Raw genomic sequence first — 10,935 nt, forward strand, 5'->3', positions numbered from 1 at the left:
CTCCACATCCCCCTGTGAGGATCCATGAAACGATTCATCCCCCGGATCGTCGCCGTCCTGGCGGTCGTGCTCGTCGCGGTGCCGGCCCACGCCGCCGCGCCGGCCGTCGTGCACGGCTCGACCACCGTCCTGACCACCAGCGGCCGGACCGCCCTGACCTACACCGGCTACATGAACGGCGAGTCCTTCCAGCAGGACGGCATCGTCACCTTCAACGGCTGGCAGTACGCCGCCTTCTGGGACCAGAGCGGATACGTCAATCTGTCCCGCCGCCAGGTGCCGTCCGGGCCGTGGTCGAACCTGCGGCTCACCGACTACGTCACCACCTCGACCGACTCGCACAACACCATCAGCATCGGGATCGCCCCGTCGGACGGCACCATCCACCTGGCCTTCGACACGCATTCCTCGCAGTTGCGCTACCGCAGGTCGGTCGCCGGACTGGCCACCTCGCCGGCCGGCGCCGCCTGGTCCACCGGCAGTTTCGGGACCGTGCAGACCCGGCTGACCGGCACGGGCATGGACGTCGTCACCTATCCGCAGTTCTTCGCCCACCCGGACGGCACGCTGCAGCTGGCGATCCGCACCGGCTACAGCGGCACAGGAGACGAGGTGCTCTACGAGTACCGGCCGGGCGTCTGGACGTACGTCGGGGAGTTCATCGACGGCACCACCGCCGGCAACAACGCCTACCTGTTCGGCATCGAGTACGACAACGCCGACCCCGCCACCCCGCTGCTGCATGTCACGTGGACGGTCCGGGAGACCTCCAACGCCAGTACCAACCACGACCTGTTCTACGCCTACAGCCGGGACAAGGGGCGTACCTGGCGCAACAACGCCGGCTCGGTGGTCGCGACCACCGGCTCCAGCCCGTTGCGGTCGGACGCCGCGGGCCTCAGGGTGTGGGGCATCGGCCAGAACCGTGGACTGATCAATCAGGAGTCGCAGGTCGTCGACGCGGCCGGGGTCGTGCACGTGCTCGCCTCGCACCTGCCCGCGTCGGCCGCCGACAACGGCGATTTCACGGCGGCCCGGGAGAAGGCCGTGCTGGTGCACTACCGGCGGGACAAGGCGAGCAAGGTGTGGCGGCAGACGTACACGCCGTTCCTGGAGCGGTCGGCCCGCGGTGACATCGCCGTCGACTCCCGCGACAACCTGTACGTGGTGAGCGGTGACTCCAGCACCCGCAAGCTGCACATCCAGACGGCCTCGAAGGCCTCCGGCTGGACCGACTGGGTGATCCGCTACACGTCTCCGGCGATCTACTACAGCGACCCGCTGATCGACCACCAGCGGCTCAAGGGGCAGAACGTCCTGAGCTTCTTCGCGCCCCGCTACGGCGGGAGTCAGATCGACGTGCAGGACTGGACGGTGACCGGCGGCTAGAGCGATCACATCCAATGCTGACGATGAGCCGAAGGAGCGGCAACCGGAAACGGGTTGCCGCTCCTTCGTTTCACCTGCGGGAAATCGTTATCCCTCATGACTGCGGAAGGTCGGGCGGTGAAGGCTTGACACATGCTTTGTTATCGATAACATTTTGCGCGTAACACAGGCGTAACTCCCCGTTCCCTCCCGCCTGACCCACAGGAGACACCCCCATGCTCCCTGTCACCCGTCGCAGCATCCTCGGCGCCGCAGCCGGCGGAGCCGTCCTCTCGATGGTGCCCACCGCCGGCCCCGCCGCCGCCGCCGAGACCGGCGTCTCGGCCTACGCGTTCCCGCTCGGCCAGGTGCGCCTGACCGCCGGCCGGCTCATGGACAACCAGACCCGCACGCTCAACTACCTGCGGTTCGTCGACGTCAACCGGCTGCTGTACGTCTTCCGCGCCAACCACGGCCAGTCCACCGGCGGCGCCGCGGCCAACGGTGGCTGGGACGCGCCGAGCTTCCCGTTCCGCAGCCACGTGCAGGGCCACTTCCTGACCGCGTGGGCGCAGGCGTGGGCCGTCCTCGGGGACACCGTCTGCCGGGACAAGGCCACCTACATGGTCGCCGAACTGGCGAAGTGCCAGGCGTCGAACGGGTACCTGTCCGGGTTCCCGGAGTCCGACATCACCGCGGTCCACAACCGCACGCTCAGCAACGGCAACGTGCCGTACTACTGCATCCACAAGACGCTGGCCGGCCTGCTGGACGTGTGGCGCCTGATCGGCAGCACCCAGGCCCGCGACGTGGTGCTCAGGCTGGCGGCGTGGGTCGACACCCGTACCGCCGCGTTGTCGGCCTCGCAGATGCAGGCCATGCTGCAGACCGAGTTCGGTGGCATGAACGCCGTCCTCACCGACCTGTACCAGCAGACCGGCGACGCACGTTGGCTGACCGTCGCCCGCCGTTTCGACCACGCGGCCGTCTTCGACCCGCTCGCGGCCGGCACCGACAGCCTCAACGGCCTGCACGCCAACACGCAGGTACCGAAGTGGATCGGCGCGGCCCGCGAGTACAAGGCCACCGGCACCACCCGCTACCGCGACATCGCCCGCAACGCCTGGAACCTCACGGTCGGCGCGCACACGTACGCGATCGGCGGCAACAGCCAGGCCGAGCACTTCCGGCCGCCCAACGCCATCGCCGGGTACCTGACCAACGACACCTGCGAGCACTGCAACACCGTCAACATGCTGCGCCTGACCAACGAGCTGTGGGTGACCGAACCGGACCGGGCCGCCTACTTCGACTACTACGAGCAGGCCCTGCTCAACCACGTGCTCGGCGCGCAGAACCGGAACGACGACCACGGTCACGTCACCTACTTCACGCCGCTGCGCCCGGGCGGCCGCCGCGGCGTCGGCCCGGCCTGGGGCGGTGGCACCTGGAGCACCGATTACGGCACCTTCTGGTGCTGCCAGGGCACCGGGGTCGAGGTCAACACCCGGCTCGCCGAGTCGATCTACTTCTACAACGGAACCACCCTGACCGTGAACCTGTTCGCGCCGTCGGTTCTCAACTGGACCCAGCGCGGCATCACCGTCACCCAGACCACCACGTTCCCGGCAGGCGACACGTCGACGCTGCGGCTGACCGGGACGATGAGCGGCTCGTGGAGCATCCGGGTCCGGATCCCGTCGTGGACCAGCGGCGCGAGCATCACCGTCAACGGCACCGCGGTCACCACCAGTGCGCCGGGCAGCTACACCACGATCACCCGCACCTGGGCGGCCGGCGACACGATCGTCGTGCGCCTGCCGATGCGGATCGTGCTGCGGTCGGCCAACGACAACCCCGGACTGCAGGCCATCACGTACGGGCCGACCGTGCTGGCCGGCAACTACGGCGACACGGCGCTCACCTCGCCGCCGTCACTGACGGTCTCGTCGGTCACCCGGACCACCGCCACGGCCAACGGCGCGGCCGTCAACCTGGTCCCGTTCTACGACGCGCACGGCGTCAACTACAACGTCTACTGGCTGACCACGCCCACGTACAAGCTGGTCAACAATGCCACCGGCCTGGTCCTCGGCGTCAAGGACATGTCGGTGGCCAACGGCGGCCTCGCCGTGACGTGGGGTGACACCGGCACGCTGGACCAGCGGTGGACGCGCATCACCGACGGCACCGCGGTCCGGTTCCGCAACGTCAACAGCGGCCGGGTCCTCGGCGTGCAGGACATGTCGACCGCCGACAACGCCGTGGTCATGCAGTGGGACGACAACGGGACGGCCGACCACCGCTGGACCCTCGTGGACCAGGGCAACGGCGTCTACAAGATCCGCAACGTGAACAGCGGCAAGCTGCTCGCGGTCCTGAACGGCGGCCCGGCGTGGGGCGTCCAGGTCGTCCAGGAGTCCGACAACGGCTCCGCCGACAACCTCTGGCGCCTGACGGCCGTCTGAGAATCCTCGGAGGCCGGGCCCGCGACCGTCGGCCGTGGCCCGGCCCCCGCATTCCGGCGCACCACCACGCCGGCCGGTGGGCGGCGGCCGCGGCTGACACCGCGCCGACACCTGGCGGCTGTCACCATGTCGGGATGCGCGTGCTGGTGGTGGAGGACTTCGAGATCCTGGCCCGGACCATCGGTGTCGGCCTGCGCCGGGCCGGGATGGCCGCCGACGTCGTCGGGGACGGCGACGGCGCGCTGGAGCGGCTGGCCGTCAACCGCTACGACGTGGTCGTCCTCGACCGGGACCTGCCCGGCACCCACGGTGACGACGTGTGCCGGCGCATCGTCGCCGATCATCAGCAGTGCCGGGTGCTGATGCTCACCGCCTCCGGCACGGTCCGCGACCGGGTCGACGGGCTGGGCCTGGGCGCCGACGACTACCTGCCGAAACCGTTCGACTTCGACGAGCTGGTCGCCCGCGTCCGGGCGCTCGGCCGGCGCCCGGCGGTCCTGGTCCCACCGATCCTGGAGTACGGCGATCTGACGCTCGACACCGGCCGCCGCACCGCCGTCCGCGCCGGGCGCCGTCTCGACCTCAGCCCCAAGGAACTGGCCGTGCTGGAGTGCCTGCTGGCCGCCGGCGGACGGGCGGTGCCCGCCGAGGAACTGCTGGAACGGGTGTGGGACGAGGCCGCCGACCCGTTCACCACGGCGGTGAAGACCACGATCCGGCGGCTGCGAACGAAGCTCGGCGATCCACCGGTGGTGCACACCGTGCGTGAGGGCGGCTACCGGATCGGCGAGCCGTGACCCGCCGGCGGCTGACGCTGCGCAGCCAGCTCACTCTGCTCTACGCCGTCCCGTTCACCCTCACCGGCACCGTCCTGGTGACGGTGTCGCTGCTGGCCGGGCGCGAGTCGGTGCCCGCCGGGGCCGGCCCGCCACCGGCACCCGACCCGGCGGGCACCGGGTTTCCGGTGGGGCCCTGGGCGGTGCTGATGGCCGTACTCGTGCTGGTGTCCCTGATCCTCGGCCGACTGGTCGCCGATCGCTTCCTGCGGCCGGTGCGCGCCATCACCGCGACCGCCCGTGACATCTCGGCCAGCGACCTGCACCGGCGGCTCGGCGACATCGGCGGCTCCGACGAGTTCGCCGAGCTGGCGGCCACCCTGGACGACCTGTTCCAGCGCCTGGAGACGGCGTTCGCCGCGCAGCGGCAGTTCATCGCGAACGCGTCGCACGAACTGCGGACCCCGTTGACCGCCGAGCGTGCGCTGCTCCAGGTCGCCCTCGCCGATCCCGGGATCACCGTCGGTTCGCTCCAGGAGGCGTGCCGCGAGGTGCTGCAGCTCGGCGCCGCCCAGGAGCGGCTTCTCGAAGCGCTGTTCGCCCTGGCCAGCGGCGAGCAGGGGGTCGAGGGCCGGCAGCCGTGCGACCTGGCCGACCTGACCCGTGCGGTGCTGCGCTCCCGGCCGTCCACCGGGCTCACCGTCGAGACCCGGCTGGATCCGGCGCCGGTCGCCGCGGACCCGCGACTGGTGCGGAGCCTGATCGCGAACCTGGTCGACAACGCCGTACGCCATAACGTGCCCGGTGGCCGGATCGAGGTGGCGACCGGGGCGGCCGGTGGCGCGGCCCGGCTGGTGGTCCGCAACTCCGGGCCGGTCGTCCCACCGGCCGAGGTGGACCGGCTGTTCGAGCCGTTCCAGCAGCTGCACCGGGAGCGGACCCGGCACGGCGACGGCCACGGGCTGGGCCTCGCGATCGTCCGGGCGATCACCACCGCGCACCATGCCGCGCTGGTGGTGACCGCCCCGGAGGCCGGGGGCCTCGACATCACCGTCACGTTCCCCTGACCGCTCTCAGGCGTCCCGCAGCCGGAACGACACCCCGCCGGCCAGCAACGACCCGGCCGCCCAGAGGGCCAGCACCCCGAGCCCGTCCCACGGCGCGACCGGCTGGTCGGCGACGTCCCGGGTCGCCTGGATCGCCAGGCCCGCACTCATCGGCGCGATCCGCTTCAGGTCCGTGCGGACCTCCGGGTCGGGAACCATCTGGGCGACGACGGTGAACACGTAGAGCAGACCGAGAACGACACCGATGGCGGCGGCCGTGTCCCGCACGGCGAAGGCCACGCCGACGGTGAGCAGACCGATCAGGATCAGATAGAGCACCGAGCCGTACGCCGCCCGCAGCACCGCCTCCCCACCCAGCGCCAGTCCCGGCCGGATCTCGCGGCCCACCAGCAGGCTCACCGCCACCGACACCGCACCGGACACGGCCACCACCCCCGCCACGACGACCGCCTTGGCTGCCGGCACGGTGATCCGGCGGGGTGTCGCCGTCAGCGTCGTGTGGATCATGTCGGTCCGGTACTCACCGCCCACCGTCAGCGCCGCGATGATCGCCACGACCGCCTGGCCGAGCTGTACCCCGGTCAGGCTGTACTCGGCCAGGTCGCCGGTGCGCACCGAAGCGATCGTCGCCGCCCCACCGGCGACGGTCACCACCACGACCGCCGTCAGCAGCCAGAGATTTCCCGGAGCGGTACGGAACTTCGTCCACTCCGCACGCAGGGCGTTCACGCGTCCCGCCGGCGCAGCAGTACGGCCGCCCCGGCCAGTGCGGCCGCCGCCCACAGGCACAGCACCCCGAACCCCGCCCACCACGGCAGCGGAAAGTACCCGTTCGCCGGCGTGTACAGGTTCTCCACCTGGTGGTACTGCTTCGCGCTCTGCTGCACCGCGAACGCCGCCGCCGGCGTGACCCGCAGCAGCCACTGTGCCGCGGCCGCCGGCAGCACGGTCATCGCCAGCAGATAGGGGAGCACGGTCAGCCCGACCACCGCGCTGATCGCCACGGCGCTGCGCCGCAGCATCGTGCCGATCCCGAGAGCCAGCACGGCCGCGACCGCGAGCAGTGCCGCCGTCCCGGCGATCACCCGGACCTCGGTGAGCAGGGTGGCCGGCAGCACGTACACCCCGTTGCCGACCAGCAGCCGCCGGCCGGCCACGACCACGGCGGCGGCGCTGACCAGCCCCACCCCGAACGTCACCGCGGCGAGCACCGCGGCCTTGCCCAGCAGCACCCGGCCCCGGGCCGGGGTGGCCGTGAGAGTCGTACGGATCAGGCCCCGCCGGTACTCACCGGTCATGAACGCCGCCCCGACGACCACCACCAGCACCAGCCCGGCGAACGTGCCGAGCAGCGTCTGCGTGATCGACACCCCGAGCCCGGCCGCCCCCACTACGACCGGCCCGATGTCACCCGAACCGGTCAGCGTGACACCCGTTCCGTCGGGCCGATGACTTCCGTCGGCGCCGATGCCCTCACCGGTCCACCCGTCGGCGCCGCCGCTGATGCCGTCGAACGTCGCCGTCACGAGCGTCGGCCCGCTGGAACTGCCGGCGAGCCCGGTCGCCTCGACGAACTGCGGCGACGTGGCGAACAGGCCGATCTCCACGGTCGCCGGCAGTCCGGCCAGTTCCACCGACGCGACCGTGTTCCAGTGCACGCCGTCCGCGGACTCGGCACCGGTGACCACGTCCCCGGCCCGGGTCAGCCGCAGCCAGCGCGGCGCCGGCGCACCGGCGGTACCCGGCTGCCCGGCCCGGTCGTGGACGAAGTTGTGCTGCATCCGCACTCCGTGGCCGCCGGTGACCATCACCGCCGCGTACGCCGACCCGCGGCGCGTACCGTCCTTGATGATCAGACCGGCCTTCGCCCACGGCGCCAGGCCGTCACGCATGTCCTCGCCGGCGGCCGGGCCGGCGGCGCGCCCGCCGCCGTCGTCGCGGTCGCCCTCGTCCGCCGGGATGTCCGGCACCCGCCCGGTCATCGCCGTCAGCCGGGCGGTGATGCCGCCGTCGCCGGTGAGCGGCCGGTGCAGCAGGTAGAAGCTGTCGCGCACCTCCTCGCCCTCCGGTCCGACCGGCTGCCGGCAGGTCTGCTCCGTGCAGGTCCCGGACATCGGCGACAACCCGAGGCCGAGGATCACCCCACCCGCGACGATCATCGCGATGACAAAACCGCGGACGGTACGGAACTTCGTCCACTCGGTCCTCATCGCGCCGTCTCCGACGCCCGGAACTCGACGGCCTCGCGGGTCAGTTCCAGGTAGGCGTCCTCCAGCGACGCCCGGTGCACCGCCACCTCGGAGAACGGCACCGCCCGCGCGCTCAGTGCCGCGATCACCCGGTCCGACGCCAGCCCCGACACGGTCACCGTGTCGTGGCCGGCGTCGGTCACCGTGCCGCCCGCGGCCCGCAGCACGTCGGCCGCCCCGCTCCCGCCGGTGCGCACCGTGACCCGGCCACCGGACGCCGACCGCAGCAGCTCGGCCACCGCCATGTCGGCGATCACCCGGCCCCGGCCCACGATCACCACCTGGTTCGCGCAGTCCTGCAGCTCGCTCATCAGATGGCTGGACACCAGCACGGCCCGCCCCTGCCCGGCCAGGGACCGCAGGAAGCCGCGCATCCAGATGATGCCCTCCGGGTCCATGCCGTTGAACGGTTCGTCCAGCATCAGCGTCGGCGGGTCGCCGAGCAGGGCCGCGGCGATTCCCAGCCGCTGCCGCATGCCGAGCGAGAACCCGCCGGCCGCCCGGCGGGCCACCTGCCGCAACCCGGCCTGTTCGAGGACCTCGTCGACCCGGGCCGCGCCCAGTCCCTGCGACCGGGCGATCCACAGCAGGTGGTTGCGGGCGGACCGGCTCGGTTGCAGTGCCGCTGCGTCCAGCAGCGGGCCGAGGTGGCACAGCGGCCGCCGCAGGGCCCGATAGGGGCGCCCGCCGACCAGGGCCGTCCCGGCGTCCGGCCGGTCCAGTCCCAGGATCACCCGCATGGTGGTGGACTTGCCGGCCCCGTTCGGCCCGATGAACCCGGTGATCTGCCCCGCCCGGACGCCGAACGACATCCCGTCCAGCGCCTGCGCCGACCCGAAGCGTTTCCGCAACCCGTCGACGACGATCGTCGTCTCACTCATGTTCCGGTCCTCGACTCTCTCGATGGATTCAGTGCCGGAATCCGTTGTAGAGGGCGACCGGTGTCAGCCCGGTGTCAGAGCCGCGCGGCCCCGGCACGCCGGCCGTGGGCCCCGCCGGTGTGACCGCTGGTCACGACGATGATCTGTTCCGGTCCGTGCGGACCCGTCACTGCCCCGCCGCGCCGACGATCCGATCCGGGGCGTGCGGCCATCCGGGTATCCCCCGCACGGCCGAAAAGCCGCGATGACCGCGGTGGACGAGCACGGCGGAACGTACGTTACGTATATGGGCCTATCCGGTCACCCACCGTAAGAATCTGAGGGTCGCCATGCTGCACACCGTCGCCACCGGAACCGCGCTGCTCGTCTCCCTGGCCGCCACCGCGGCCGTACCGTCGTCGTCCTCGGCGTCCGCGCCGACACCCCGCCGGGTCGCCGTCGAGATCGTCTCCGCCAACGGCTCCGGCTGCCCCGCCGGCAGCACCCGCGTGTCGGCATCGCCCGGCGGCAAGTCCTTCAAGATCGCCTACAACGAGTTCACCGCCTCGACCGGCCCCGGCGCGGCGGTCCTCGACTTCCGCAAGAACTGCCAGCTCGCCCTCGACGTCTCCCTCCCCAAAGGCTGGACCTGGGCGATCTCCCGGGTCGTCGGCACCGGCTCGGCGAACCTGCGCGACGGCGCGACCGGCATGCAGGCCGCCTCCTACTACTGGAGCGGCCACAGCGCCACCGGCGGCCGGATCGTCAACAGGTTCACCGGCCCGGTCAGCGGCGGCTGGCAGCGCAGCAACAGGATCGCCAAGAAGCGGCTGGAGTACCTGCCGTGCGGCGAGCGGCGCCACCTCAACGTCAACTTCGAGTTGAGAGTGCAGGCCGGCTCCTCCACCGGCACCAACTGGCTGGCCATGGACTCCACCAGCAGCTCCGACTTCCACGTCGTCTGGAAGAGGTGCTGACCCGATCCGTGCGCGACGTCCGCCCGGCCGTCGACGGTGACCCGGTCTGCGTCGTCGTCGCGCTGGTCGCCCCGGCTGCTGACGTCGTACCCTGACGGCATGAGCAACCCCGACACCGACGGCAGGCCGTTCGTCGACGTGCTCGCCGAGAACGGCCGGCCCGTCAGCACCGAGGGCCTCGACCGGGCCCGCCGATCCCTGGCCGACGCCCGGGCCCGCCGCGACCCGAACGCCCGGGCCGCCCTGATCGAGCGCCTCCGCGCCGCGTGACCGATCGGCCCGGCCCCCGCACCGTCGCCCTGATCCTCGACACCAGCGCCATCGCCGGCTTCGCCCGCGGCAGCCTCGCCGTCGGCGAACTCCTGGCCGAGATCGACATCGAGGGCGGCCGTGTGCTCGTCCCGCTGCCCTGCCTGGTCGAGGCGGCCGCCCTGATCACCGAGGACGAACTCGGCTGGCTGGACATCCTGCTCGGCCACGCCGCCGCCCAGCTGGTCGTCGACGACCCGGCCGACTGGCGGATGGTCGCCGGCCTGCACCGGGTCGTCGGCAGCTACCCGCACGCGCTGGCCGCCTGGCTGGCCCTGGAGTACGGCGCCGACGTGATGACCCGCAACCCGCACCTGTACGCGGCCCTCGGCGGCGGCGGCATAACGCTGCCCTTCGACGACTGACGCCGGCCGCGCCGCCGGTGTCGCGGCCCCTCCACGCCGGCCCGGCCGGGGCGCGGATCGCCCGGGCCGAACCAGTAGCCGACCGTCGGGGCCTGGGCGGGCGCCCATCGCCGTCGGCGGCGACCAATGCGACGTCCCCGGCGCCGCGGCGACCCCGGCCGCCCCTGTCATCTGTTGCGCGCAAGCGGACTCCTCACGGGTGGTGACGAGCTACCGAGAGCCGAGCGCGCGTTGTCTGCGGCACGAGAGATGACATGCATCGGCCGTCGCGGTCGGTGAGTTGAGTCGAGGTTTCACTCTTCAGGGGACTTGACGCCCGGGGAAAGCGGAGGCCTCCTCAGCTCAGACGCAGGTTTCCCTGCGCTGGACATCGATGGTCACGGAGCTTGAGGAGGTCCCGAATGTCGATCGTAGGCGGGTTGGACATCCACCGGAAGCAGCTGACATTCGACTGGGTCGACGACCAAAACGGAAAGTGGGAACGCGGCCGGATCGC

At 71.8% G+C, this 10,935-nt stretch carries 10 protein-coding genes; 7 read left to right on the plus strand and 3 right to left on the minus strand.

The window, feature by feature from the left end; translation table 11 throughout:
- Positions 1-24 precede the first annotated feature (24 nt).
- From BC793_RS16915 to BC793_RS16930, 4 genes are all read left to right on the plus strand, one after another.
- On the plus strand, positions 25-1,389 hold the full coding sequence (locus BC793_RS16915) for a BNR repeat-containing protein (RefSeq protein WP_109593458.1): 1,365 nt from the start codon (positions 25-27) through the stop codon (positions 1,387-1,389).
- Positions 1,390-1,604: 215 nt separating this feature from the next.
- Positions 1,605-3,836 (plus strand): beta-L-arabinofuranosidase domain-containing protein, encoded by a 2,232-nt coding sequence (locus tag BC793_RS16920; protein ID WP_109593459.1) that lies wholly within the window; start codon positions 1,605-1,607, stop codon positions 3,834-3,836.
- Positions 3,837-3,970: 134 nt separating this feature from the next.
- Positions 3,971-4,633: a response regulator transcription factor gene (locus tag BC793_RS16925; RefSeq protein WP_109593460.1), complete on the plus strand. Its 663-nt coding sequence runs from the start codon at positions 3,971-3,973 to the stop codon at positions 4,631-4,633.
- Positions 4,630-5,679, plus strand: coding sequence for a sensor histidine kinase (locus BC793_RS16930; RefSeq protein ID WP_109593461.1), 1,050 nt, complete (start codon positions 4,630-4,632; stop codon positions 5,677-5,679). Before BC793_RS16925 ends, BC793_RS16930 begins: the two co-directional genes overlap by 4 nt.
- A 6-nt stretch (positions 5,680-5,685) precedes the next feature.
- On the opposite strand, the gene BC793_RS16935 is transcribed toward BC793_RS16930, so the two are convergent.
- The 3 genes from BC793_RS16935 to BC793_RS16945 are packed head-to-tail and all read right to left on the minus strand — an operon-like array spanning position 5,686 to position 8,809.
- Positions 5,686-6,408 carry an ABC transporter permease gene (locus BC793_RS16935; RefSeq protein WP_109593462.1) on the minus strand — a complete coding sequence of 241 codons (723 nt, stop codon included), beginning with the start codon at positions 6,406-6,408 and terminating at the stop codon, positions 5,686-5,688.
- A complete protein-coding gene (locus tag BC793_RS16940; protein ID WP_109593463.1) occupies positions 6,405-7,889 on the minus strand; it encodes an ABC transporter permease subunit in 1,485 nt (494 codons plus the stop codon). Before BC793_RS16940 ends, BC793_RS16935 begins: the two co-directional genes overlap by 4 nt.
- Positions 7,886-8,809, minus strand: a complete 924-nt coding sequence (locus BC793_RS16945; protein WP_109593464.1) for an ABC transporter ATP-binding protein — start codon at positions 8,807-8,809, stop codon at positions 7,886-7,888. The genes BC793_RS16940 and BC793_RS16945 overlap by 4 nt, the downstream gene beginning before the upstream one ends.
- 329 nt (positions 8,810-9,138) lie before the next feature.
- Between BC793_RS16945 and BC793_RS16950 the strand changes: the two genes are divergently transcribed.
- The 3 genes from BC793_RS16950 to BC793_RS50605 all read left to right on the plus strand — a co-directional run bounded on the left by BC793_RS16950 (position 9,139) and on the right by BC793_RS50605 (position 10,439).
- Complete coding sequence (locus BC793_RS16950) at positions 9,139-9,765, plus strand: DUF4360 domain-containing protein (RefSeq protein ID WP_109593465.1); 627 nt, start codon at positions 9,139-9,141, stop codon at positions 9,763-9,765.
- 99 nt (positions 9,766-9,864) lie between these two features.
- Positions 9,865-10,035 (plus strand): hypothetical protein, encoded by a 171-nt coding sequence (locus BC793_RS49615; protein WP_158319282.1) that lies wholly within the window; start codon positions 9,865-9,867, stop codon positions 10,033-10,035.
- Positions 10,032-10,439 (plus strand): hypothetical protein, encoded by a 408-nt coding sequence (locus BC793_RS50605; protein WP_158319283.1) that lies wholly within the window; start codon positions 10,032-10,034, stop codon positions 10,437-10,439. The genes BC793_RS49615 and BC793_RS50605 overlap by 4 nt, the downstream gene beginning before the upstream one ends.
- Positions 10,440-10,935 lie beyond the last annotated feature (496 nt).

It is taken from the genome of Actinoplanes xinjiangensis (assembly GCF_003148685.1).
Classification (GTDB): Bacteria; Actinomycetota; Actinomycetes; order Mycobacteriales; family Micromonosporaceae; genus Actinoplanes; species Actinoplanes xinjiangensis.

Bases quoted from the DNA above. Each gene is read 5' to 3' on its own strand.
- BC793_RS16940 (WP_109593463.1), bottom strand. From the start codon at position 7,889: ATGAGGACCGAGTGGACGAAGTTCCGTACCGTCCGCGGTTTTGTCATC.
- BC793_RS16915 (WP_109593458.1), top strand. From the start codon at position 25: ATGAAACGATTCATCCCCCGGATCGTCGCCGTCCTGGCGGTCGTGCTC.
- BC793_RS16920 (WP_109593459.1), top strand. From the start codon at position 1,605: ATGCTCCCTGTCACCCGTCGCAGCATCCTCGGCGCCGCAGCCGGCGGA.
- BC793_RS49615 (WP_158319282.1), top strand. From the start codon at position 9,865: ATGAGCAACCCCGACACCGACGGCAGGCCGTTCGTCGACGTGCTCGCC.
- BC793_RS16950 (WP_109593465.1), top strand. From the start codon at position 9,139: ATGCTGCACACCGTCGCCACCGGAACCGCGCTGCTCGTCTCCCTGGCC.
- BC793_RS16925 (WP_109593460.1), top strand. From the start codon at position 3,971: ATGCGCGTGCTGGTGGTGGAGGACTTCGAGATCCTGGCCCGGACCATC.
- BC793_RS16945 (WP_109593464.1), bottom strand. From the start codon at position 8,809: ATGAGTGAGACGACGATCGTCGTCGACGGGTTGCGGAAACGCTTCGGG.